At 49.8% G+C, this 25,922-nt stretch carries 20 protein-coding genes; 3 read left to right on the top strand and 17 right to left on the bottom strand.

The window, feature by feature from the left end; all coding sequences use genetic code 11:
* Positions 1-42: 42 nt before the first annotated feature.
* From RB620_RS11325 to RB620_RS11290, 8 genes are all read right to left on the bottom strand, one after another.
* Entirely contained in the window at positions 43-435 is a 393-nt protein-coding gene (locus tag RB620_RS11325) for a DUF350 domain-containing protein (protein WP_308094364.1), read from the bottom strand.
* Positions 432-1,106, bottom strand: a complete 675-nt coding sequence (locus RB620_RS11320; protein WP_374121396.1) for a signal peptide protein — start codon at positions 1,104-1,106, stop codon at positions 432-434. Before RB620_RS11320 ends, RB620_RS11325 begins: the two co-directional genes overlap by 4 nt.
* Positions 1,103-2,305, bottom strand: a complete 1,203-nt coding sequence (locus RB620_RS11315; RefSeq protein WP_308094363.1) for a glutathionylspermidine synthase family protein — start codon at positions 2,303-2,305, stop codon at positions 1,103-1,105. The genes RB620_RS11320 and RB620_RS11315 overlap by 4 nt, the downstream gene beginning before the upstream one ends.
* Entirely contained in the window at positions 2,302-2,988 is a 687-nt protein-coding gene (locus RB620_RS11310) for a hypothetical protein (protein WP_308094361.1), read from the bottom strand. The genes RB620_RS11315 and RB620_RS11310 overlap by 4 nt, the downstream gene beginning before the upstream one ends.
* Positions 2,989-3,028: 40 nt before the next feature.
* Positions 3,029-3,241 (bottom strand): hypothetical protein, encoded by a 213-nt coding sequence (locus tag RB620_RS11305; RefSeq protein WP_308094359.1) that lies wholly within the window; start codon positions 3,239-3,241, stop codon positions 3,029-3,031.
* Between the two features lie 247 nt (positions 3,242-3,488).
* A complete protein-coding gene (locus RB620_RS11300) occupies positions 3,489-4,904 on the bottom strand; it encodes an alpha-L-fucosidase (protein WP_308094357.1) in 1,416 nt (471 codons plus the stop codon).
* A 38-nt stretch (positions 4,905-4,942) separates the two neighbouring features.
* Entirely contained in the window at positions 4,943-5,122 is a 180-nt protein-coding gene (locus RB620_RS11295) for a hypothetical protein (protein ID WP_308094355.1), read from the bottom strand.
* A 10-nt stretch (positions 5,123-5,132) separates the two neighbouring features.
* On the bottom strand, positions 5,133-6,173 hold the full coding sequence (locus RB620_RS11290; RefSeq protein WP_308094354.1) for a glycoside hydrolase family 18 protein: 1,041 nt from the start codon (positions 6,171-6,173) through the stop codon (positions 5,133-5,135).
* A 144-nt stretch (positions 6,174-6,317) separates the two neighbouring features.
* Between RB620_RS11290 and RB620_RS11285 the strand changes: the two genes are divergently transcribed.
* Positions 6,318-7,355, top strand: a complete 1,038-nt coding sequence (locus tag RB620_RS11285; RefSeq protein WP_308094352.1) for a carbohydrate-binding family 9-like protein — start codon at positions 6,318-6,320, stop codon at positions 7,353-7,355.
* Positions 7,348-9,954, top strand: coding sequence for a transglutaminase-like domain-containing protein (locus RB620_RS11280; protein ID WP_308094351.1), 2,607 nt, complete (start codon positions 7,348-7,350; stop codon positions 9,952-9,954). Before RB620_RS11285 ends, RB620_RS11280 begins: the two co-directional genes overlap by 8 nt.
* Positions 9,955-10,042: 88 nt before the next feature.
* Here the strand turns inward: RB620_RS11280 and RB620_RS11275 are convergent, their stop codons facing one another.
* The 9 genes from RB620_RS11275 to RB620_RS11235 all read right to left on the bottom strand — a co-directional run bounded on the left by RB620_RS11275 (position 10,043) and on the right by RB620_RS11235 (position 24,317).
* Positions 10,043-10,999: a carbohydrate ABC transporter permease gene (locus tag RB620_RS11275; protein WP_308094349.1), complete on the bottom strand. Its 957-nt coding sequence runs from the start codon at positions 10,997-10,999 to the stop codon at positions 10,043-10,045.
* Between the two features lie 54 nt (positions 11,000-11,053).
* On the bottom strand, positions 11,054-11,947 hold the full coding sequence (locus tag RB620_RS11270) for a carbohydrate ABC transporter permease (protein ID WP_308094346.1): 894 nt from the start codon (positions 11,945-11,947) through the stop codon (positions 11,054-11,056).
* Between the two features lies 1 nt (position 11,948).
* Positions 11,949-14,543, bottom strand: coding sequence for a DUF5696 domain-containing protein (locus tag RB620_RS11265; protein WP_308094345.1), 2,595 nt, complete (start codon positions 14,541-14,543; stop codon positions 11,949-11,951).
* A gap of 40 nt (positions 14,544-14,583) precedes the next feature.
* Positions 14,584-16,647: a YIP1 family protein gene (locus tag RB620_RS11260; RefSeq protein ID WP_308094343.1), complete on the bottom strand. Its 2,064-nt coding sequence runs from the start codon at positions 16,645-16,647 to the stop codon at positions 14,584-14,586.
* Positions 16,648-16,662: 15 nt separating this feature from the next.
* Positions 16,663-17,529, bottom strand: coding sequence for a carbohydrate ABC transporter permease (locus RB620_RS11255; protein ID WP_308094341.1), 867 nt, complete (start codon positions 17,527-17,529; stop codon positions 16,663-16,665).
* A gap of 1 nt (position 17,530) precedes the next feature.
* Positions 17,531-18,439, bottom strand: coding sequence for a carbohydrate ABC transporter permease (locus RB620_RS11250; protein ID WP_308094340.1), 909 nt, complete (start codon positions 18,437-18,439; stop codon positions 17,531-17,533).
* Positions 18,436-21,363, bottom strand: a complete 2,928-nt coding sequence (locus RB620_RS11245) for an extracellular solute-binding protein (protein WP_308094338.1) — start codon at positions 21,361-21,363, stop codon at positions 18,436-18,438. Before RB620_RS11245 ends, RB620_RS11250 begins: the two co-directional genes overlap by 4 nt.
* Positions 21,364-21,453: 90 nt before the next feature.
* On the bottom strand, positions 21,454-22,857 hold the full coding sequence (locus tag RB620_RS11240) for an ABC transporter substrate-binding protein (RefSeq protein WP_308094336.1): 1,404 nt from the start codon (positions 22,855-22,857) through the stop codon (positions 21,454-21,456).
* A gap of 332 nt (positions 22,858-23,189) precedes the next feature.
* Positions 23,190-24,317, bottom strand: coding sequence for a GntR family transcriptional regulator (locus RB620_RS11235; protein ID WP_308094335.1), 1,128 nt, complete (start codon positions 24,315-24,317; stop codon positions 23,190-23,192).
* A gap of 258 nt (positions 24,318-24,575) precedes the next feature.
* Between RB620_RS11235 and RB620_RS11230 the strand changes: the two genes are divergently transcribed.
* Positions 24,576-25,865, top strand: coding sequence for an alpha-L-fucosidase (locus RB620_RS11230; RefSeq protein WP_308094334.1), 1,290 nt, complete (start codon positions 24,576-24,578; stop codon positions 25,863-25,865).
* Positions 25,866-25,922 lie beyond the last annotated feature (57 nt).

Below are 25,922 nucleotides of genomic sequence, written 5' to 3'. Positions count from 1 at the left end.
AAAAAGCCCGGAGCATTCCGGGCTTTTTCCTGTTGCCATCCTTTAGATGATCAAGCTGCTGATCGCGAAAGCGAAGCCGAGGTAGACCGAGAAAAGCAAGACGCCTACCGCGACGTTTCCTTTGACAAGCTGCTCGGACGTTTTGAATCCCGGCGTCAGCCAATCGAAGATGAGGTAGGCGGCGATCAGGCACACATACCCGATCGCGAACCATAACATCATGAACCAAATCGAAGAGTTCGTGTACGCCGCGACGCCGAGAATGATCGCCGTCGAGATGAATTTGCCGCCAAGCGCGAGGCCAACGGCGACATTCCCTTTCTTGAGCTCTTCCATGTCCTTGAACGGCGTAATGAAGTTAAATACGATCATGCCGATGTATTGAAGAGCAATCATTACGATGACGCTTACGATAATATTAATGACGACCGTCAATTCGCCCACCCCCGAAATTTTGCATATGCCAAATCGTAATCCGCGAAGTCATGCACTTCTTCCAGATATACGTTCACCGTTTTCTGTTTGGCGAGCGCGTCGTACCGTTTGTCGTCGATCGGCTGCTTCATCCGGTTGCCGGACGGCAGCTCGACGACGGCGAAGTTGCGCGTCTCCCCGTTGTATTCCGTTTTGTAAACGCCGACGAGATCGACTTCCGTCGTCAGCAGCAGTTTCAAGTTGTCCATATCGCCTTGGGCCGACTTCTCGTCCTTGTACGTCTTGATCGTTCGCCAAGCCGACAACCGGATCTCGTTGCGCTTCTGCGCGTCGGTAACCATCTCGGCGTCCATGAACTGCAAGCTCCAGACCTTGTCTCCGGTCGCGTAATTGCCGTCGTTAGGCATCAGCGTATTGTCGGGCAGCACCGTCATGTCGCTTCCGATCAAGTCGCCTACCGTTCCTTCGACGATTTTGTAATCCCACGGCACTCTGGACGTGTCGCTAACGTTCGCCGTTTCGGTCGATGAATCGGTATGGAAAACGGATTGCGTATTCGAAGAGCAGCCCGCGAGGACAAGCGCGATCGCAAGCGCGGGAACGATCATCAGCCGTTTGAACCGCTTCAGTCTCGAAGTCCGCCGCTTCTCCTGTGTGCGTAACTTTTTCATTTATTTTTCACTCCTATCGCGATAAAATGGCTGGCGTTCCCCGTAATCGGCCCGCCTGCCCGCCCCAGTAGCCCGCAGGGCTGCCCGTTAATGACGAACATGCCGGTTAGCAGATGCTGCTCTCCCCGCGACGTATTCACGCGGGCCAGCTTCGCCCGCTTCTGGTAGACCGTCGGGAACAATAAGCTCGTATCGTAGCCATCCCGATCCTCCAGTTCGAGTCCTCCCGCGTCGTCGAACATGCGCACGGAACCGCCCTCGCGCCCGAACATCGACTTGGAGACGTAGCTGCCGTCGAAAACGGGTTTGTTGTAGGTCGGAAGGAGATATTGGCCGATCGCCTTGCGTTCTTCTTCGTCGAATACTTGACCAAGCTCATAAAGTCCCCATACGACGGCCATCAAACCTTTCGTCTGGAGCAAGATGCTCGGCGGCGAATTAAACAGCGTCAGATTGCCGGATTCCACCGAGTAGGCAAGCGCGTCGCCACCCTCGTCCACGGCCATCCATTCCTTGGGGTACAAAGCGAACATCCGCTTAATGACGCGGCCGTCGCCGTCCTTAAGCTCTCCGTCATCCACGTACAGCTCCAGGCAATCCCTGCACTTTACGTCCAGTCCGCTGTGCCGGACCAACGCTTCGATCGTTCCGGAATCTTCCATATGTTCGCCATAGGCGACGCAAACCGCCGTATCCGGCCGTTCGATGTCCCAAGCCGCCGCGACCAGCTCCTTCATGCTGGTATTCGGCGAGAACAACCCCGCTTCCTCGCATAACCACGGCGTCACGATCGAAGCTTCGACGTAGCCGGTCGGCGTATCCGCGTTCAGCTCGAGCAGCTTGATGGTGCTGTCTTGGTCGATCGCGAAGTCGAATCTTGCGTAGCGGCTAATCAGACCGGGCTCCGGCAAGGGCGTACCGTCCACCATCTCCCATAAAATAGGCGGAATGCCGATCAATTCGTATAGGCCGTGATTGCCGTGAATGTATCGGACCGCCTTGTCGAAGACCCGCCACAGCGTGACCGAAGCGTGCTGAAGCTCTTCGTACACGTCCCTGTCGAGCGCGGCGACCTGATCGATCCAATATTGTTCGTCTTCGATATCCGCCCACCCGAAACCAAGCTTCTTCAAAGTTTCGATGCGGCTGCCCCGGTCCGGATGCGGCTGCATGACGATCTCGAACGAAGGTTTTGTCATCCGCCGAACCCGCTGCTCTTGCTGCCGGAGCTACTATTTGAACCGGATGAGCTAACGCTGCTCTTGGAACCGGATGAGCTAAGCCCGCTGGAATTGCCGCCGATCCCGCCGGGAGACGAAGAGGTCGATCTCCGAGTGACTGAGCCGGTCGAGCTGGATGTCTTCGGTTTGACCGACGTGCCTGCCACCTGCTTGTTCTGGAACATGTCGCTCGTATAGGTTTTCGGCGTATACCTGGTTTTGGAAGTCGAATAATAGGCCGGACGATTCTTATAATAGCCGGACGACGAGTAGCTGCCGCCGTTATTGAATAACAAATGGTATAGAAGCAGATCGTCCCAGCCGAAGCCGGATCCGTAATGGTGGATGACCGTCGGGGAGCTGCTTCCGCCGCTCGACGCGACGGGCTCATCCTCCTCCTCATCTTCCAGCGGAGGCATCGGGAGACTCCAGTCTACCGTGGCGTCGAAGTAGGCTTTCACCTCTTCCGTCGACCAAGAGACCAGCTTCGGCTGCCCGCTTCCCGTCGTTGCGCTTGTGGCGGATACGCCCGTGCTGAGCACGGCATTGGCAAGCAACGCGATGCCAAGCGAGGTCGACAATACCTTAAGCGGTTTGCCGTCGGGCGTGAACAAACGCGGCGAACCCGCGGCTTGCGGTTGTTTTTTATCATCGTGAGTCAAGATTCACTCATCCTCCTTCTGACGTTCTCTATCGTTATCTTCAAGACTGCATCGGAACAAGCAGAAGCTCTAGGCTGCCAAGATCCACGTTAAGCCGTCCTTCGATCGTTTCGTATTCGCGGCCGCCGACGACGATATAATTGACGTGCTCAAGAGCAGCCACCATATTCATCGTCCATACGCGCTCTTCGATTTTGCGCAGCTCGCCTGTGGAGGTTTTCTCCATTAACACCACGTTCATGCCTTGTTCCACGTTATTTCCTCCTCTAATTGTAGCTCATGCGAAATGATTATACCTTATTACGAGACCTTGTAGCAGATGTTTCATAAAGAAGGAAGTAATTGTGTGGATCGGAATCAGCAAACGTTAAATTCCTGCTGGTCATCGGTGATTACGATGGAAAGATTTGTTTGCAATGTGTCGTAACAACAGAAACAAGGGGCGTCCCAGAAGATCTTAGATCTTCCGGGACATCCCCTCAGCATTCTGATCTATTATATTATCCGCAGTACACTTCAAAGGCTGAAATCGTCGGACACCATCTGGATTCTGTAATCTTAAGCCGAATATACCGTGAAGACACATTGTCGAAACGGCATATGCGCTTGTAGCCAACAACAGTTCCACTCCAAAGCGGCTTCCATTCACCATTCTGCTGAACTTCCAGCTCGAAATTCTCGATCCGTTGACTATATCGATACTCCTGCAGAACAACATGGTTGAATTCTGTCTCATCCTTCAGGTCAACTTCAATTGTTACCTGCTCCGTCCCCTCTTCAGGACACCAGTAGGTATCAGGATTCCCGTCAAAGATATAGTTAACATGATGACCGCTCAGGGTCTCCGATGCCCGAGCCGAAGCTCCTTCGACCAGATTCGTTCTGAACGTGTTCCGTATCGCTTCACCCAACTCGTGCAGACGAGCCCGGTCATTCTCATGAATAAGGCCGCGCTTATCCGGCGGTAAGTTCAGCAGAAAGGTCGCATTTCCGCCAACAGAGCCGTAATACACTTGAAGGAGCTCTTCCAGCGATTTAACCTTATCATCTTCCGAAGCGTGATAGAACCAGCCTGGGCGGATCGATGTATTCACTTCCGCTGGGTACCAGACTAGCTCAGGCTCCTTACGAATGATCTCTCTGCTTCCAAGATCACGATCCGTTGAATCGTATCGCTTAGCGAATTCGCCATCATCCACCCGCTGCGATTTCTCTTGAATTTGCTCATTCGAGCGAAGGGAAGCCGGTACAACACTCCATTCAGACTCCCGGCAATAGCCCGCCTCATTCCCACACCACCGAATATCCGGTCCACACACATTGATAACCGCATTCGGCTGCAGCTCATGAATTAGAGCATAGTAAGCATCCCAATCGTACTCTTGCCGCTTACCATTCGGACCCTCTCCGCAAGCACCGTCGAACCATACACAGAAAATATCTCCGTAATTCGTTAGCAGCTCTCTTAACTGATTCAGAAAGTACTCATTGTACTTAGGGGAGTCTCCGTAAGACTGCTCATGACGATCCCATGGAGACAAATAGACTCCGAATTTCATTCCACCGATGCGGCAGGCATCAGCGACTTCCTTCACAATATCCCCTTGACCGTTTTTCCAAGGGCTGCTCTTAACTGAATGATCCGTATACTGGCTCGGCCATAAGCAGAATCCATCGTGATGTTTACAAGTAAGGATAAGTCCCTTCATCCCGGAGTCACGGCACGCATCTACCCACTGATTAGCATCAAATTCTACAGGGTTAAAGATAGCTGGGTCTTCATCGCCATGTCCCCATTCTTTATCCGTGTACGTGTTGATCGTAAAGTGAATAAAAGAATAAAACTCCATTTCCTGCACAGCTACCTGTCGTTCTGAAGGCTTCACTTGAGCAGCGTATTTAATCAAACCATCCATCTCATTTTCCTCCGTAGCTCTGCGTTTGAAGAACATGGTCATTCCCTGTTACAAATTGGGCGAGATTCGATTAATGCATCCGCCGGATCGATAAACACATCGGTTGGATATACGATTTCCGGCTTGGTGAATGGCTCATACTCTTTCGCAGCCAGCCAGAGGCGATAGAAGCGGCTTACCGCGGCAATTGGAGCGGCATGATCGGCGCCGCGCTGCATACGTTAATCCTTATTTAGTCTGAAGACTCGTATATATAGCATCTAAAAGACGATGACTCGTGTCGCATTTATACTCCCAGAACATGATGCCTGCAAGATCTGCATTCTTAATATACTCACATTTGTGAGTCAACGATTCCTCGTCGTCATACGTAATAAACGTGCTGCCGTCGAATAGATAAGGCGCTTTGGCTTCGTCATCCCAATAACGGGTGAAGCCATTCAAATTGATATATTCAGCCAGCAGCGCGGAATAATCTGGACCGTAACCTCCCGCTAACTTAGTCATTTGATAAAGACCGCGGTTTCGGTCAGGGACGTCCTTCCACATCCGAGAATAAAAAGCGCCGCCGATAACTATTTTTCCCCGCGGGACTCCCGCCTTCTCGAACATCCGGACGGAAGCATCCGTACTGATGCGGAATAAATCGCCGCTAGGTGTAAATAAATTCGTATGATGGCCCGTCAAGGTCTGAAAGCCTCCGCGCATATCGTATGTCATCAACTGAATGAAATCCAGATATTTCTGCACCTCGCCCATTTCGGTTCCGTCAATATAATACTGATCGGCGCCGGCCGCAATCGTGAGCAAATAACGCTGTCCCGTTGAGCCCTCTATGAGATCCAATCCTTCTCTCATCTCCCGCAGAAGATGCGTAAAGTTGTATTTATCCTCCGGAGATGCTTGGATGCCGGCCTCTCCATAGCAAGGATATTCCCAATCCAGGTCAATTCCGTCAAATAATTGAGTTTCCAGCACGCGTTGCGCGCTGCTGACCATCTTTTGTCTACCTTCCCTGGTTGCTGCCGCCTCGGAAAACCCGCCGGCGCTCCATCCTCCTACCGACAGTAAGACCTTAAGCTCCGGATTATTGCTCTTCAATACTTTCAGCGCATTAAGGTTCTTCAGGTGATCGATGCGAATCTCATCATTAAGCACGTGCCCGAAAGCTACGTTTAAATGAGTCATTTTTAACCCGTCTTCAGACGTAAAGTGAGGCAAGGAAGCATCTGAGGCATACCCTGCTACAATGTAATTACGATTTGTCATCCTTCTATTCCTCCATCTCGCTTTTTTAACCTTTTTTATAAAGTATATTCTAAATTGAACACTTTTCTATTATGATATATCATATGAAGGTGATTTGCTATCTAATATTATGGAAAAGTTATATCAGTCTAAGGAGGTAAGACGATGACAAACGCAATGCCGGAGCCGAATGTTTCGACATACGCCCCGCTCCGGTACCTGTGCAGAAAATCTTTGCAAGCGTTGCCAACTCTTGATGGACGGCTCGATAAGCCATTTTGGGACGCTGCGGAGTGGAGCGAGGATTTTGTCGATATTGAAGGCGAAGCGAAGCCGCTCCCTGCCAAACGAACACGCTTCAAAATGCTTTGGGATGACGATTGCGTATACTTTGGCGCAGAACTGATCGAGGACGAAATTTGGGCGACACTTACCGAAAGAGACTCCGTCATCTTCCATGACAACGATTTTGAAATTTTTATCGATCCAGACGGCGATACCCATCAATACTACGAGTTTGAAATGAACGCGCTGAATACGGTCTGGGATTTATTGCTTGTTAAGCCGTATAGGGACGGCGGGCCGTGCGTGAACGGCTGGGATATACAAGAGATCCGTTCAGCGGTTCATATTGAGGGCAGGCTGAACGATCCTTCGGCTGACAACCGGTTTTGGAGCATTGAGGCGGCTATGCCTTGGAAAGCGCTTAAAGAGTGCGCTCCGAATGGGCGTCCGCCGCTGCCGGGTGAATTTTGGCGCGTCAATTTTTCCAGGGTGCAGTGGCAGGTGGAGGTGAAGGATAACAAGTATGTGAAAAAAATCGATCCCCGGACCGGACGTCCGTATCCGGAGGATAACTGGGTCTGGTCGCCGCAGGGCATCATTAACATGCATTATCCGGAGCTGTGGGGCTATGTTTTTTTTGCCGATGAAGCCGTTGGCGAAACTCCCTCTATTCCGGAGGATGAGAGAAGGAAATGGGAATTGAGACGGCTCTATTACCGCCAAAGACAATTTTATTCGGAGCATGAGCGCTACAGCAGCGAGCTTGCGGATCTTCAGTTGACGGAATGGACAGAAGAACCGCGCATTGAGGTCACGTCCCGGACATTCCTGGCGTCTGTTCCAGGATCGGATGGAAAATCCCGCATTTATATTCAAGAAGAAGGAAAAGTGTGGAAGGAGCTGGCCAAAGATGAATAAAACTCAACTGTCGTTAGACCCGTCAACGATGCGCCTCATCGAAGAGAAGTTCGCTCATAAACGGCAAATCGCCTTGGAAAAGGAAAACGAGCTGTTTGGTATATTCAATGAAAGCCTGACTGCGGACGAGGAGCTGGCGCTCAAATATTTATACGCCTATATGCCGTTAAATGATATGGCTGACTACGACGGATCGCTGTTTCTGGAGCATGTCAGGCAGGTGCTGCAAATCCGCAAGGCCGTCCCTTGGGGGGAGAAAATTCCCGATACGGCATTTTTCCATTTCGTCCTCCCTTACCGGGTAAACAATGAGAATATCGAAGTTGTCCGCCAGCAGCTGTTCGAGGAGCTGTATCCGCGTGTTCAGGGCTTGTCCATGTACGATGCGATACTGGAGACGAATCACTGGTGCCACGAGAAAGCGAACTATATCGGCAACGATAGACGAACTGTCTCCCCGCTTACATTGATCCGGACCGCGCTTGGCCGCTGCGGAGAGCAATCGACGCTAGGCGTTACCGCGCTTCGGAGCATCGGAATTCCGGCCAGACAATGCTATACGCCGCGCTGGGCTCATTGCGATTCCAACCACGCTTGGGTGGAAGCTTGGGCGGACGGCACCTGGCATTTCCTCGGCGCATGCGAGCCCGAGCCGCGCCTTAATCAAGGCTGGTTCCGCAGGCCGGCGCGGAGAGCGATGCTCGTCCATACCCGGTTGGCTTCCAATTACCCGGGGCCTGAGGAAGTGACGCTTGCTCGGCCGTGGTACTCGGAGTTAAACCTACTGCATTTATATGCCGATACGAAAAATCTCCTGATCCGGATTGTCGATGCGGAAGGCAATCCCGCCCAAGCGAAGGCAGACATTCAGCTTTACAATTATGCTGAACTGTCGACCATTGTCCCTTTGCGGACGGATGCAGCCGGAACGATAGCTGTTACGCTCGGTTTAGGCGATGTATACATTAACGCATATGGCAGCGCCGGCTGGGCATTTGCCAAATGCAGCGCGGAGCAGCAAGAGATTACGATCGTATTGTCGAACGATATTGCACGCAATGAGACAACCCTGCTCGAAATGGCGCCGCCACCCGATTTGCCGGATTTAGAAAGCGAGCGTGTGACCGAGGAAGAGAAAAACGAAAATAATCGAAGAATTAAGGAAGGCGCGCAAATCCGCGCCGATTACGAGGCCACCTTCTTGCGCGAGGAGGATGCCAAGGCGCTGGCCGCCGAGTGCTCCCTTAACGCGGAACAGGTATGGAACGTGCTGCGCAAGGCGCGCGGGAACAGCCATGAAATCGCAGCTTTTATACGCAAGCAATCGCCGGTTTACGGTGAATGGTGCTTAAGGCTGCTTGAGGTGATGAACGAGAAAGATCTAACCGATACTTTCATGGAAACGCTCGATGAGCATTTGACGTTCGCAATGAAGGTAAGAGGAGCAGCCGACGACGATACGTTTGCTTCGTATATTTTAAACCCTCGCGTGCACTTTGAAATGATTACGCCGTACAGAGCTTTCTTTCAGGAGCAATTCGGGGAATCGGATCGGCAAACATTTGTTGCCGACCCTTATTTGCTCGCTGGGGCTATCGATCAACAGTTCATCATCATGGACGATATGACCTACTATCAAGGCTCGGCAACGCCTGCGGGAAGCTATCGCCTGATGAGAGGCGACCGGCCGTCGCTTGATATTCTGTTCGTTGCCGTCGCGCGAAGTATCGGCATTCCGGCAAGGCTGGAGCCGAGCGACAAGAGACCGCAGTTTTTAGCTGGCGGAGAATGGAGGGATGTGCGGTTCAGCGGTGCGGGAGCGGAGCCCGGCGGCCGCGCAGCGGTTGAGACAGGAAGCGTTATTTGGTTAAAGGACGACAGCTCCGATGAGGAGGCGAAGTATTCCCTTAATTTCACCGTCGCCTACTTCGAGGACGGTAAATATGAAACCTTGCAATTCGGCTTCGGCAAAAGCGACGTCTATGATGCTCCGTTCGAAATGAAGGCCGGACACCACCGTTTGACGACGGGCACTCGCCTGGAGGACGGGACCGCGCTTGTGCGGCTGCATTACTTTGAAATCAAGCCGGGTCAGCAGGCCACTATTCCGCTCATCTTCCGTAAGCAGCAAATCGAAATTCCGGTCGTTGGCGTTGCGAACCTAAGCTGCGAAGCGGAATCGCATACAGGGCAGAAGCAAACGTTATCCGACCTTACCGGCGCTAACGGAGCTTTCTTCGTCTGGCTGGAACCGGATCGCGAGCCGTCAAAGCATTTGCTTCGCGAGCTTCGGGAGATGAAGAGCGAATGGGATTCTCTCGGCGTGAGCATCGTGTGCTTCATCGGAGAGGAGAAATGGTCCGTATCCGCCGGGCTCTTGGAAGACAAAGAGCTTCCTGCGAACATCTGGTTCGGCAAAGAAACGAATGGATTGGATACTCTTGCCCTATTCGATCCTAATAGATCCGACGATCAAGCCGCCGCGTTTCCGATTGTATATGCGGTCGATAAGGAAAACCGTATTCGATATCACGGAACCGGATATAAGCTCGGCATTTCAAAGGATGCGATTAACCTATTTAAAGAGCTTAATCGCTAAATATATAAATACCTCTAAATCGTAAACGGGGCTGACTCACAAGATTAACTTGTGGATCAGCCCCGTCTTTTGGACATTATTTTGCTTATTAACCCACCAATCCGGTCCGTTCCACGCTTTCGACGAAGTACCGCTGTACGAACAAATACATAATGATAAGCGGTGCCGTCGTAAGCAAAACACCCGTGTTGAGCAGCATAGACTGATAAACCGGATCGGGCTCGACGCCGGTCACCGCTATCCCCATATCCATCAAACTGGTCGACAACACTTTCACTTTGCTCAGGAACAAGGAAACGTAGTAGCTGTCGTTCCACTGCCAGACGAAGGAGAAAAGCAATACCGTAATGACAGCCGGGATCGCATTCGGAATCATAATACGATAGAACGTCTTGAATACTCCAGCCCCGTCTACGAGCGCCGCCTCTTCTATCTCCTTCGGAATGCCCCGGAAAAATTGCCGGAAAATAAAAATGTACAGACCATTTTTTAATCCCATCGCCGTTGCCGAAGAAATGAGAAACGGCCAAAAGGTGTCAATCAGATTGAAGCTGTCCTTTTTCGAGAACAAACCGACTAACCCGAACATATCAAAATACCGGTAAGTCAGATAAAGCGGGATCATATACGTCTGCGGAGGAACGACAATCGTAAAGATGACGAGTCCGAACAGCAGAACGCTGCCCCTGAACTTCAATCTGGCAAAAGCATAAGCCGCAAGAGCGCAAGAAATTAATTGGATCAGCGTCGTTCCGCCGGAAATAAGAAAGGTGTTCAGAAGGGCCGAGAAATAGTCCGTCGATTCGACTGCGAGCTTCAAATTATCGAGCGTGAAGTGCCGTGGAATCCACAGCACTGTCGGATCATAAATATCAGATTTGCTTCGGAATGCGACAGACAGCCGAAGAAAGAGCGGGAATAAAATAATAAAGCAAAATCCGATTACAAGCAGCGCTCGGAGAATGATCCAGCTTCCCTTCTTCGTTCTCTCTGCAGGATTGTATTTGACGATTATTTTGTCGGTGTACGCATTTATCGCTTTCAATCTCTTCCCTCCTAAAAGTTTTGCGGATGCAAAACTTGCTTCGTAAGCGTACGCTTAGTCGTAGTAGAACACTTTTCTCGACATGAGCCAGGTCGATAAGACCAAAACGAAGGCAACTACCAAGAAATAAACCCAAGACATCGCTGCGCTCAACCCGAATTCGAACCTCGAGAAGGCTGTCGCGGAAATTAACTTATTAATGGAGTTGCTGCTGAACGAATCAATAATCGAATACACGGTGTTCGTCAGAATCAGCGGCGTCAACATCGGAAACGTCACTTTCCAAAAAATTTCGTATCCCGTCGCTCCCTCAATTCGGGAAGCTTCATAAAGGGATGGCGAAATGGATTGCAGGCCAGCAAGGAATATAAGTATTTGCACGCCGGACGAGCTGATGATTTCATAAATCCGGTCAACCGCGCCTGTTAAGTAATTGACCAGGATCGGTGAAAAACCGGATTCAAGAAGCATTTTTTTGAGCTCGAAGCTTTGAAGAAGATTGCTGCTTTCCTCGGCGCCGGAGCTCGCATTCGCCGCCCCGACGAAGCTGCTGATATCCATATTAGCAATCGCGCTTGATGCGAGAATGACCGGCAGGAAAAAGATTGCCCGCGCAAAAGCCCTTCCTCTGAATTTCTGATTAAGCAGCACGGCAGCGAATAAGCTGAAAATGATAATGATCGGCACGTTGACGACCATATTGACGACCGATTCGGTCAATGCTCGCGGATAATCCGCATTGGTTGTAAACAGGCTGGTATAGTTTGCCATCCCTTCATTGACAATGTTGAAGCCGCCCTGTACGAGCTCGAGCGAACTAAAGCTGTATCGAAACGATTGAATAAGCGGCAGCAGAAACAACATAACTAAGCCTACGATAAGCGGGATACAGAAAATAAAGCCCCATAATTCCCTATTTTGTTCAAGCGTTAACCGTCTCTTGAACATTTCATTCACCACCCAGCAAGTAGCTGCGGGCTTCGATACGAATACCGTTCACCTGTACAGCGGTTTTATTGTAATTGATAATAATCGAAGCGCCGTTCTCAAAAGTCGTTTGAACGACATTCTCCTGCAACGTGCGATGATCTGTAATCGCCATGTTTCGTATGCTCTTCAAGAAACCGCCGGCTTCCCCGTAGAGCTGGGCAGCCTCGTCCAGCCAATTCTCATAATACAGCGCGTACATGTCGTTATACGGCGTATCCTTGACTACAGTTGATGGTTTATAGGTCCATTGATAATAAATAGTTGAACCCGTTTCCAGCGTTTTAAGCAGCTCGTAACGCGGATCCTGACGCTCGCCCATATTGAATGGCGTTCCTGCCAAGTCATAGTAGCCGTGCAGTGCGATCTGATAGAAAGGAATCTCTTCATCCGTCAGATTGATACCGCTGCTCGCCGTAGGCGCGTTTACGATGATGTCCGCAAACGGCAAGCTATAGGCATTGCCGCCGCTCACCATCAGCTGATTCACCTGTTCTTTCAGCTTCTTGGCCGCTTGCTCGCTTTCGCGCAATGCGTTCTGCCGGTTTATGGAATGTTTGGGATCGAAGTCCGAATTGACCTCGCTGCCCAAATCCCGCAGAGACAACCCCTGGGCCCCCAGCTTCGCATAGCTGGCGAGAAACTTATCCGTCAGCTTGCCAAGCTTGGCAGCCGACTGAATATAATGAGAGAAGGCCGTATCCTTCACGTTATGAACAGGCTCGTATTCATAGATTTTTGCCTTCTTCTGGTCGAGAAACGAAGCGGCTTGAAGCGGCTTTTTGTACGCCTGAAGAAACGCTGCATCCGGATAGAGCGCGACGCCGTTCTGATTCGCGTAATCGGTAAGCTTATCAAATCCGCGCTTGCCGCCTAGCGCGCCTACGAGTTCAATGTCCGATGGGCGGCCATGACGAATTCCGCCGTTGAACCATCCAACATAACGCAATGCGATGCTGTCAACGCCTTTCTCTTTCATCCGGCGCAGCAGCTCCTCGGCTTCTTCGTAACGAGTCAGCGATTCCGTCGATTCGTACGGAATGCCCAGGAACGATTTCTCCGTCGGGAATGCGCCCGCAAGCTCAAGCACGAACGGCGCATTCGCAGGCTCAAGCTTCTCCAGATTATGTTTCTGAACGAGATAGTTCCGGTAAAGTCCAGCCATGCCCGTATAGCTCGCTGCGGTTCCGTTCAAGAACGCGAATCGGATTTGCAGATCACCTTGGTATGGCTTCGTTTCGAACATCGGCACGGAACTCTTCTTCGTTCCTGCGGTCAGAGTGTAAAAATCCATCGAGACGACTCTGAACTTTGCGCCAACGGTGTTGTACGAATCGTTCCTTCCGCTTATATCCGCCAAAACCTCGGCCATTGCGTCCCCGTTCTCGATAATGCCGAGGAAAGCGCGATCCTCCTGCTTCATGCCAAAAACCGGAAGACGAACGGTTTCGTTCTTCTGCGATCTTTCTTTGACGTTGAAGGAACCGTCATTACCATATACAGGCATAATGAATGGCTCGACGTTCAGCCTCCCGTTATTGAGATCTATAAGCGCCCCGGAACCGTCCGGCACAAAAATATACCCGTCCTTCTTGTCGTCGGCCGCGCCAAAATGCTTCAATAATTGGATGGAGGCGATAGGATATCTTGTCGTATATTTCAATTCCGCACCCGGAATGCTCACGAGCAGCTGATCCCCTTCAATCGAATACACAAGCGGAACCGTAAATTCCGGCTTATCCGCGGACCCTTCCTCTCCGCCGACGTCCTCGCCGCGGTCCTTAGCCGCTTCCTCCGTTGTGTATCCGATCGATTCAAGCATCTGGGACAGCTCTTCCAAGGCGTAATCCTGAAGCTTTCGAATTTCATACTGCTGCTTCGCTTCATCGAAGCGGAAGCTGTAGCCGACATCATCCCGAACTTCCTGATCTTCGATCTTGCTTAAGATCGCCTCTTCGAACCTCTCCTTGCTGATCGTTTGCGGAATGTTATCGAACGATTTGGAAACATTGCCAAGCTGATAGACCACTTTAACGCCACGGTCGGTCGTCTCGATCGTAAACTGCTTTTTTTGAACACTATCCGAATAGCTGTTCAAGCTGTTCAATTGGCCTTTTTCATTATAATAGGATACCGTCAGCTGCGAATTGAGCTCCGCTTTATAGAGCGGCGATGCCTTTGGATCCTCATTCCGGCCGGCTGGATTCGAAAACCACGCATACCCGTTTTGCTTCTCTTTAACCGCGATTTCGGCGGTTTCCCTGTTCACATACAGCATCAGCGACTCATTTTCGGCGGCAAGCTCCATTCGACCGAGCGCCTCCAGCTCCGCAGCCGTGTTGGCGGATGTCGCCTCGTTTATGCTTGAAGCGGCCAATGTCTGTACAGCGTTTTTCACATTCCTATTGCCAGCGGCATTCAAGGAGGCGGCAGACACTTCCGCATTGGCTCCCGATTGCCCAGATTCCACACTCCCGATGTTATAAAAGCCAGCTAATCCGCCGACGATAAAAAAAACGCTAAGCATGACCAACGCTATTTTTTTCCGTCCGTTCACGTTTGATCCCTCCTTCTCCTTTGCTTGTTCTTCTAGCTGTTTAGACACGGAACGCCAGCTCTTTGTAGATGGAGACGACGAAACTGATCATTTGCTGCATCATGCTGAAGAACAGCACGCCCAGGAATACGAGAATTCCGATCACAACTAGCGTCAGAGCCATCGTGACGACCGTTTTGCCGGCAGAATATTGATGTACGGTCATCGTGCCGACAAATAGCAATCCTATCGACCAGAAGAGGGCAATCGCGTCAAGCAAGTAATAGAACGAGCTTTCCTCTCCTGTAATAATCCGGCTGTAAAGCACTTGAGGGATGTTAATGACGACCATCGGCATTAAAGCGTAACCGGTCGCCATAACAATGTCCTTAAACTTGCCTTCTCCATCCATCAAGGTGGTGAGCGACCAGTTCGCCACACACCAGAGCACGAACGGAAGCACAATATACTTCAATTCATCGATGCTGTTTAGTGCGGCCAAATTATTGAAGTTGACGACAAAGCCGCTGTACTGCCTTTTAATAATGGTAACGATTACGAGCGACAATAAGATGAAAAATGCCACCTTCAGCCGGCCTTTGTTCTCGTATTTCATCTCCCAGAAGCCGTTAAAAGGATGCATCATCGTATAGAAAGGATTTTTCAGCACGCCGACTTCCTCATAATGCTGTCCTGCCATTTTGCGGCGACCTAATTTGATCGCTAGGAATATGAATCCGACGGCGGCAGCGATGCTTGTTACAATATAGCCGAACCGTTCGAGCACAAGCTCCTTCCGGTACCTTTTGAACGCTTCTGAATATAAGGCGCGCTCGTTGCCAAGCTTAAAGTAAGTCATTGCTTCGCGGTTCTCGCCTTTTTTCAGCAATGATTTGCCGATTCCGATATAGCCTACTTCGAAATTCGCATTTAATTGAAGCACTTGGCTCCAGGCTGCGCTCGCTTCTTCCGATTTTCCGTTATAGAGGGAGATGACCGCCTCGCGGATCATACTGCCGTAACGCGTCGGTTCAAACAACGAGATTCGAGCTCTATCCTTATCCAAAATGACGACCCGGTCTCCCAGCATGTCTATCGCCGAAGGCGTGCGGAAATTATCGTGCTGGCTTCCGAGTCCACCGAACATATATAGCAGGTTGCCGTCTTTGTCATACGTGAAGATGCGGCCGCGTTTCGAATCTAGCGCGTTGTACATGCCGCCTTCATCGGATGCGATATCTATAAAGATCGAGCTGCCCGGCGTACTGCCTACTTTGCGCGTATTGATATCCCCCATTGGAGGAAAATAGCCCTCGCTTCGCAATATATCGGCGCCTGACGGATTAAGCTTTTTGATCGGCTGAAATGAATTTTCTTCCGAAGTCGTCGTATAAATAAACCCGTCTCTATCCACATCAAGATTGTTGAACTCAAGCGGAACGAACAGCTCCATCTGATCCCGCTGCGCCTTAGTCGACATACGCTTCCACAACAGATCAAGCGGGTCGAATCGGACCCGGTTCGTTCCAATGAAACCATTGAATGAGCCTTCCGAATCGAACTCGATGATGCCTTCATAAGAGCCGCGGCTGACGACAAAGATCCGTTCTGCGCGATCGACAGCGACTTTCGTCGGCGTATATTGAAAGCCTTCTCGTAATAGCGATGATTCCGGCGCGCCGATCTCACGGACGAAAGAACCATCGGCTTCCAGCACGATGAGCCTTCTGTTTTGAGTATCGGCCACATAAATAAGCCCCTTGTCATCTACGAAAACGCCTTCCGGCCCCTTAAGCGCATCCGGCTTGCCATGGTTGTCGAATTCCGATAGGACTTGCTCAACCTGCAGCGTTTCATCCAGAACGACTATTCGGTTATTGCCGGTGTCAGCGACATAGATGCCATTATCCGAACTAACGAACAGATCTTGCGGCGCTCCGAAAGCCCCTATTCCTAGGTCGCCGCCGTTTATATTTGTCTCCAGCACGTATGGACTGGGGGATGGCACCGCATCGCCCCAAAAGTTATACGTATAGTTATAGTTCTCCTTCGGGCCCGCATGCACAGGAGCAGCGAACCCGATTAAGAACGTCATGATGAATAATACCGCAATCGTTCTTTTCAAACGGCTTCCCCCCTGTTATTCTTTCAGACCTGATGTGGACATCGTCTGGATAATATTGCTCTGTGTTACGATGAATACCGTCACAGGCACGGAAAGCATGAGCAGCGCAACGGCTGACACGGTTCCCGTTCTGGCAATACCGCCTGCGCCAATCTGTCCGAACACGTAATCCACTGTTTTTAACTGCTCGCTAAATATAAATCTTGATGAACCGCTCGCCCACAAGTTTTGCAACGAGAAAATGATCAGCGTAAGCCACGCGGGCTTCACGATCGGCATAATAATGGTCCAAAAAATCCGGTATTCGCTTGCTCCGTCAATCTTTGCCGCTTCCAGCAGCGCATCCGGAATTTGCTCAATGAACTGCTTCATCAGGTATAATCCGAGCGTCATGCCGAAGGCGGGCAAAATGATCGCCCAGTACGAATTGATTAACCCCAGCCAAGTAATCGTCATATAATTGGGCACTTGCGTTACGTAAGAAGTGAACATTAGAGACAGAACAACGATGCTGAACAGCACCTTCCGTCCCGGAAACGATATTTTGGCGAGCGGATACGCGGCAGCCGAGGCTAGAATAACATGGCCGACCGTCCCGATAATTGTAATGAAAAACGTGTTGAATACATACCGGGAAAATGGCACCCACGAATCCGCAAATATATAGGAGAGGTCCGTAAAGTTCTTTAATGTCGGGTTGCGCACGAACAGCTTGGGCGGAAACAGAAATATTTCGTTAATCGGCTTGAACGCGTTATTAATCGTAAAGACGAGCGGCAGCGCCATGAAGCAGGCGACGATGCCAATCAATACAAATAACGTGATATCCATGCCCCAAGAACGATTCAAGCGCTTCCCCGGTTTTAACAGTTGTACCTTCATTCTATTCTCCCACCTTCTTCAGAAGCGTCTGTGTGACCAGGTTGGTCAGGAGCATGATAGAGAACAGAACCGTCGCTATAGCTGAAGCATAACCGAGCTCAAATCGGATCGTACCGTAATCGATCATATGCGTGACGATGGTATGCCCGGCATAATTGACGCTTGGGAATCCCAGCAGGGCAATCGAAACCTCCGCAACGGCAAAAGCGATCGAGATTTGTATAACGGCTCCGAACAACAATTGCGGCCGCATCGCAGGCAAAGTTATAAACCATAGCTCCTGCCAACGGTTTCGCACTCCGTCGATCGCTCCCGCTTCATACAGCGTACGGTCTACGTTCTGAAGACCGGCAATAAACGCAAGGAACGAGGTGCCAAGACTAAGCCACAGCTGAACCATAATCAGGATGCCGAGCATATAACGCGTATCTTTAAGCCATTGGATCGGTTCCAGAATAAAGCCCCAACTCATTAAAAATGCGTTGGCCAATCCGTATGAATCGCTGGAAAACAGAAGCTGCCACACCAAATAAGTGTTGCCTGAAATAGACGGCACGTACAGTACGAGCGTCAGTACGGCGCGAAGCTTCGGCGGCAGCTCATTAATCAGCCAGGCGAACAGGAAGCAGGCCATATAGCTGACCGGCCCTGTGATCGCCGCAAATAAAAGGGTGTTCTTTAATGCAATCATGAACACGTCATCCTGCACAAACAGACGCGCATAGTTTTGCCAGCCTACCCATTTCGGCGCCTCCAGCATGTTGAAGTACGTGAAGCTGAGCAGCAGAGACATCAAAACCGGAAGAACCGTAAATGTAATGAAAATAATGAAGAACGGCGCCAGCAGCGCATAGGCATGTCTATGTTTTTTAATTTCGACTAAAGTTTTTATAACGGCCCCTCCCCTCATTCCTTGTAGGGTAGATTGAATTCTTTCCGCTTCAGCGTAATTTCTTCATTAATATAGCGAACATAGTTCTCTATCGTTTCCCGCGGATCATTGCCTTGAACGACAACGCTGTGGAACGCGTTGTCGATATGGCGGCCGGACATATATCCGCCCGGCACTTCCGGAATGCCGCGCACCCAGTCCATTTGCTCCTTGAGCGCTTCATAGTCTCTCCTAGGCCACGGCAGCAGCGATTGCGCTTCAAGATTCGCGGTCGGGTAACGCGCCGAGGTGCCCAGACGAATTTCCATTTGCCTTCCGAAAGCAAGCTGCGTCTCCGCACTCGTCCACCACTTCATAAATTCCCACGCCTCTTCCTTGTTCTTCGCTTGCTTCAGCATGACCGACGCTGTTCCTCCGCTGCCGACATCGCGGCGGATTTGTCCATTCGCGTCTATCGTGCCCGGTACCGGAACGAACTCCCATAGCCCTTTAATTTCCGGCGCAAATACGCTTAGCATGTTATACATCGTATAATCCTCGATCCCGATCGGCATTTCGCCCGTACGGAAGCGGTTCGCGAAATCCATTCTGATCGGCAGCTTATAATTGACGTACAAATCGGTCCATTTTTTGAATTGCTGAATCGCAATTTCCTCATCCAAACCGGTGACCAGGCCGTCATCGCCGTATAAGGCGCCTCCATTCTGGAACAACAGCATCGCCATTGCGGCGTTCGGCGGAAGGACCGATACGGTCGCTTCGTCGGAGAGACGCGGCATGCCGAAAACCAGCTTATTCTTCTGCAATTTCGGTATAAGCGCATAAACATCTTCCCAGGTTTCCGGAGCTTTAAGCTTCAGCTCATCTTCAAGGATATCCTTGCGATAAAACATTACCGGGAACGTCTGCTGCTCCGGAAGGGCGAAATAGCCGCCGTTATATTCGTAGGGAACGATAGCGCTTTCATGGAACCTCTTCGTTACTTCCTTGAAATCCGGGAATATGGACAAGTCCTGCACGGCGTTGCGCGTCGCATAGTTTACAGGAATATCGTTGCCCATTTGCAGCGCTACGTCGGGGCCTCGACCGGCTATCGTAGCCGACTGCACCACGTCTGCTCCAACCAGTCTCAAATCAACGTTGATTCCCGTTTCATTCGTGAACGTATCATCGATGAGACGCTTCATAATCTGCGCCTGATCCCTTGCGGTCGTTATCCATACGGTTACAGTTTCCCCGGTCGCGTCTTTCTTTGAAAACTCATCGTATTTCTCCGTAAACGAAGCGAGGAACGATTGAACGCCGGAGCTGACATTTTGCAACGAAGTGGCTTCCGGATCAGGCAATGTCGCTCCCGGTGAGCTGACGATCAAATAGTCAATCGAAAGCGGCTGCTCCTTAAATGCGTTCAGCCAGTTACCCACTCCGCCGACGTTCGTCTTAAAGCTGTCGATTCGGGAAGGGACGGTATCCGGACGCTCAGCCATATCATTCAATTGATGTGCAAGCGTTTTCAAAGCCGCCGAGCGCTCGCTGCCTTCGCCGGATCCATCGATCAGCTCGGCCACATCGAACAGAACATCCCGCTCTTTGGCGAACAGCTCGGTCATCTCTGGAATCCGCTTATCCAGCTCGTAGTCGCGGAACGTATCCGGAACCGTGCCGGTAAAGCTAATGATTTGGCGGTACATGGCATTAAGCTGCAAAATGCTGGATTCAACCGTCCGAATAATTGGCGCCATGTCCCCTAATGTTGTCTCCAAACGGATCGTATGCGTGCCCTCGGTCAAATAAAAGAGATACGGCTCGTCGGCGGAATTTCCGATAACGCCCATTTGCCAATCGGCGGCATAAGGGAACGCCATCCCTCTTGCCTCGCGGAACGGAATTTCTCCGTCAACGTACAAGGTGCGCAGCGCGCTGCCGTCCCGCAAATAATTTTGGCGATGTTTGACGGCGATTTGGTATAAACCGTCCTTCGGCACTTCAATTTCCCATTCGATCCATTGTCCCGGCATACGCCAGTTCAAGCCGCCAATCGCATTGTTCCGAAGCTTGGATACATGGAAGGGCTCATTGGCAGGGCTTGTGCGATCGTTATAGGGCAGCAAGGTTGGAGATGACTTTGTCGATGTATGTTCGCCTTGAACTTTGACCGAAAAGCGCTCCGCCTCCTCGTATCCCTTTTCCTTATATATAGCAGCCAACTGGTCGTAAGTCGGCATTTCTTCCACGTTTATCAGCTTGAAATAATCGATTGTCAGCGGTTCTTTCACGGATTCCAAGGATAAGGTGTGTTTCCCCTTCGAGAAGTAAAAGAGATACGGTTCTGTATAATAGCCTGTCGTATCTTGCAGGAGCGTCTCCTGCCATTCTGGGGCTTCAATCTGAGCCGGGATCAAATCATTGCCGCGATGATCCCTTATGAAATCATTCGTCTCGTTTTTCCATATCCGGCTGAATACCAGACTTCTTGCTTCCGAGAACGGCAGCTTGCCGTCAATGCGAATTTCTCTTTCTACATCAGATTCCTTGCCTTCCGGAATAAAAAAATTCATCTGCAGATTATAGAGTCCATCCTTAGGAACCTCGAATTCCCAGTTCACAGTGCCAGAATCGCCTGTGAGGAGCGATTGTCCTTGACCGTCCTCCGAGTCGTCGACAACGGACACCTCCATATCCTGAGCGCTTGCATAGCTCTCTCCCTCAATCTTTACTTCGACATCGGGTCTTGAGGCGGATGATTGAAGCTTCGATAAATATTCATCATAGCTCCCTCTCTTGTAGGAACCGCCCAATTGCGCGATTTGCGATACGTCGTATTGCGTGTTTCCAGCCATTACGGCTTGACCGCCAGACGTGCCGGACCGCGAAAATGAGACGGATACGGCTGCGATGATGAAGAGCGATATGCCGATTAATATAAAAAGCGGTCGCCGCATGACCTTCCCCCTCTTATAGCCGCCGTAATCCCGCATGTGCAATGCTGCGGGATTACGGGACAAATTATAGATTGCAAATATTTAGATCAATCACTTGCTTTCGTCGATCAATTTTTTAATATTTGCTTCGAATTGCGGCTTCACTTTTTCGACAGCCGTAGCCGGAGACACTTTGCCTTCCGTAATGTCTGTAATTACGTTTCCAAACAAGGTGCCTGCATCAGGAATCGCATAGAACGAAATGTACCCGATGCTGTCAAGCATCTGAACACGCGTATCCATTGATTCTTTCGATGGGTACGAGGTCTCATACGATTTCAAAGTCAGCTTGCGGCCTTCTTCAAACAGGTTGATTTCGTCAAATATGCGAATCGCCGCTTCCGGATGCTTCGAATATTTGGACAACATGTACATATTTCCGTATGGCGTGTAGCTTACATGTTTGTCTGCTTTCGGACCTTTTGGAATGAATACATAACCGATCTCTTGACCCGCTCCCGCCAAGCCGTCCTTCAAGCCGCCAAGCTCCCAGCTGAAGCCGCCATAGAGCACGCCTTTGCCGGCGATAAACTCAGCGCCTCCATTTTCCGGTTGCGGCTGCATGATCGACTTGTCAACGTTATACAAATCGGATACGAATTGCAGCGCGGCGATCGAATCTTCGCTGTCCATGGAGAACTTAAGGTCGCCATTGGCATCTATATCGATAGACGCATTGTTTGTGTGAATGAATTGCTCGGTAAGCGCATTCACTTTTCCGTAAGCGCCCGCAATACCGTAGACATCTGTTTTGCCGTCGCCGTCTGTGTCTTTTGTAGCCGCTTTCGCGAACTCGCGCATTTTATCCCATGTCCATTCGCCTTTTTGCTGCAATTCATATGGATCTTCCAAACCAAACTTCTCAACGAGCGTTTTGTTGTAGAAGAAGCCGTATGGCGACGGTGAGCCGTCATAGAAGCCGTATTGCTTGCCGCCGAAGGAGCCGCCCTTCTTCATCCAGTCATTGTATTTCGGATCGTTCATATCGAGATATTCATCGATCGGTTGAAGGAAGCCTTTATTTACAAGTGTCGGGAACGCCCAGAACAATTCCATCACTACGATATCCGCGAACGGCTCGCCCGCAAGGGAAGTCGTCGTGAAGTTCTCGACGTATTTGCCATAGTCGCCGAACTTTACGTATTCAATTTTGGTGTTATATTTTTTTTCAACTTCTCCGAGCTTTTGAATCATCAACTCATCAGAAGGAGTGCGGTCAGCTTCCGCTATCCCACGAGGATCCGCGCCGTCCCACCACAATCCGATTTTGATCGGCTCGCCTTTCAGATCGAACTCCGCTTCCGGCTCAGGCGTCGGGGTTGCGGATGGCGACGCTGAGGGCGTATTTGAAGCAGCTTGTCCGTTGTTTGGCTGTTCTCCATTATTGGAGCATGCGGCCAGGGCGATAGTGAGAATCAATGAAATAAGAACTAATGGTTTTTTAAGCGCTTTCATTTCAATTCCTCCAAATCGTATTATTTTTCAATACATGTGACGAACCAAAAATACCCCCTAAAGCTTTTTCCAATTCGCCCCCCCTTGCTTGAAGGTAGAACCTCGGCGTGAACAAGTTTGATATGACGTTCTCCTATAATGATGTATCCTCTTTACAGGAATTTCGGCACTCCTTCAAGTATAGGATATACCATATAACTCATCACATTTGTATTATAGCTTCATATTTGAATTCTGTAAATAATAGATATACCATTTTTGAAATTTATAAATCAAAAGAAAAAGAAAAACCTCTCGCAGTTATAACTGCGAGAGGCGTTAGTATATCAAATTCACTCGACCGTAATGGAGCAGATGCCTGTTGATTGTCGTTCGATTAACCGGACCGGAACTTTTATCTTCACATTCTCCGGACTGCCGCTTTCGTTTGCGGAAATGATCAACTCGGCAGCTTTGCGCCCCAATTCATAAAAGTCCTGCGCAATTGTCGTTAACGGCACCTCGACATGCCTTGAAACTTCATCATCGTCGAATCCGGCAATGGAGAGCTGTCCTGGAATATCAATGCCTAATTCCAAACCGTTTTTCAGCAGCTCGACAGCCAATAAGTCATGCTCCGCTTGGATGGCGGTCGCTTTATGGGATTGCAGCCGGGCAAGCATAGCTTTATAGAACTGCTTCGAATTTTTCTCGGTAACGTCCCGGTAAAAATCCGTGAAGATCAGCTCGGGGTCAATCGGAATCTGATGATCCTTTAAAGCTTGGCAATATCCAAGATAACGGTCCCTGACAGAGCTCCGGTATTCGATGCTGACGCTGGAGACGAAAGCAATTCGTTCGTGTCCGAGCTCGATAAGCCTGCTCGCCAGCATATATCCGCCGTTATAGTTATCGGAAACGACGCTGTTCACCTTCAAACGGTCAAAGTATTGATCTACAGTAACAATAGGATAACCATTGCTGCAAATCGCATTGACCACTTCCACATTGCTGATTGTACTCAAAGGATACAAAATAATGCCGCATATTCCACTTTTCGACAGCTTGGAAAGCAGATTCTTTTCTTTGTCCTTGCTCCAATCGCTATTATGAATGCTTAGATAATAACCTTTGGAATCAATATAATCTGTTGCGCCTTTAATATAATCGAGCTCATTGGTAGCCAGATACGGCAAAATCATAGAGATAATCGGACTCGCGTTTTGAATAACGCCATCATGCGTCCGATTTGGCACCTTCTGTTCTTTAACATAGCTGCCGCTGCCTCTTTTGCGGTAGATCAGGCCTTCCCGCTCGAGCTCGATAAAAGCGCGTTTCGAAGTAATGCGGCTGACGCCGTATTGCTCCGCCAGCTCTATTTCTGTTGGAAGTTGCTGTTCCGGCGCATACTGGCCCTCTTCGATTTTGCTCTTCAATTCGTCTAGAATAACCTTATACAACGGTTTATTATCAACTGTCACTCAAAATCACTTCTCTCCATCCCAGATCAATTCGATTGTTATATTGTATTGATTATAAATAAAGTATACCATTTTACGCAACTTTTATATATAATTGTCTCGGCATTCGCCGAGGCAGATGGGACAAGGCTTCCTTCTTTTATTCTTTGTCAACTTCAGACCATTTAATCTTTTTTTACGGTTCATTTTGTTTACATTATAACAAATGAAATATAAAATGTGTATTGGATATATCAACAAAAAGAGAGGGGATTTATCATGGTTCCTAAGTGGTTTGAAGAGGCTAAGCTAGGCATCTTTATTCATTGGGGGATTTATGCCGTAAAAGGAATTTCGGAATCTTGGTCCTTTTATCACAACAGAATCTCGCATGAGGACTATTTGAAACAATTAGACGGGTTTACGGCAAAAAATTTCGACGCCAACAAGTGGGCCGACCTGATCGCCAAAGCGGGGGCGAAATATGCAATCCTAACAACAAAGCACCACGATGGCGTGGCTTTATGGGATACTCAGTACTCCGATTTAAATGTGGTCAAACAATCACCTGCAAATAGGGATCTTGTGAAAGAATACGCAGAAGCAATGACGAACAATGGGATACGGCTGGGAATGTACTACTCCTTAATAGATTGGTCACACCCAGATTATGCGAGCGTATATGAAGGCGGCAAAGTGCCGGCGGATCTAACTACGGTCAATAAGTTCACATCCCCTGCCAACGGTATTCAAGACGAAGAAAAGTGGAAACGATTCCTCGCTTTTAATAACAACCAATTAGGAGAACTGTTATCAAACTACGGACAAGTGGATCTATTATGGTTCGACGGGGACTGGGAGCGAAGCGCCGAGCAATGGAATTTGCCGGAATTCAAGAACTACTTGAAATCCTTTAATCCGGAACTAATCATTAATTCTCGGTTGCAAGGACATGGTGACTACAAGACGCCGGAGCAAGGTATTCCGATCACAAGACCGGAAGGAGCTTGGGAATTCTGCACCACCATTAACCGCTCTTGGGGCTATCAACCGGCCGACAACACATATAAATCTCTGAAGCAGATCATCCGAATGTTTTGTGACTGCATAACCTTGGGCGGCAACATGCTGCTCAATATCGGTCCGATGGAGGATGGAACGATAGACAAAAGGCAGGAAGATATTTTGCTGGGTCTCGGCGCATGGATAAGCGCTCATGAGGAAGCCATCTATACGACAACCGAAGGAATTCATACACGTTATTACTTGGGCGGCAGCACCATATCCAAGGATCGGCAAACGCTCTATCTCTTTGTATATGATGATCCGAAGGAAAATATCTGTCTGAAAGGGTTATCCAATGCCATTAAAAAAATCACTGTGCTTCACTCGGGGAAAGAGCTTCGCCACGAAATCCATGGGGGCGTGCCTTGGTTTAATATCCCGGGTACCACTTGGATCTATATGACCCCTGAAGATACGCACGAAGATGTAACCGTTCTGAAGCTGGAACTGGAGGGCGAACTTGATCTGTACGGCGGCGCCGGCGAAGTGGTGACGCATAATTAATACAGGAAAGCGCGAGATCTCCGTAATCGGAGTTCTCGCGCCCCAAAAGATCATTCC

This window comes from Paenibacillus sp. LHD-117 (assembly GCF_030929555.1).
Lineage (GTDB): Bacteria > Bacillota > Bacilli > Paenibacillales > Paenibacillaceae > Pristimantibacillus.
The sequence above is the reverse complement of the archived record's forward strand: the minus strand, read 5'-3'. Positions and strand labels throughout refer to the sequence as shown.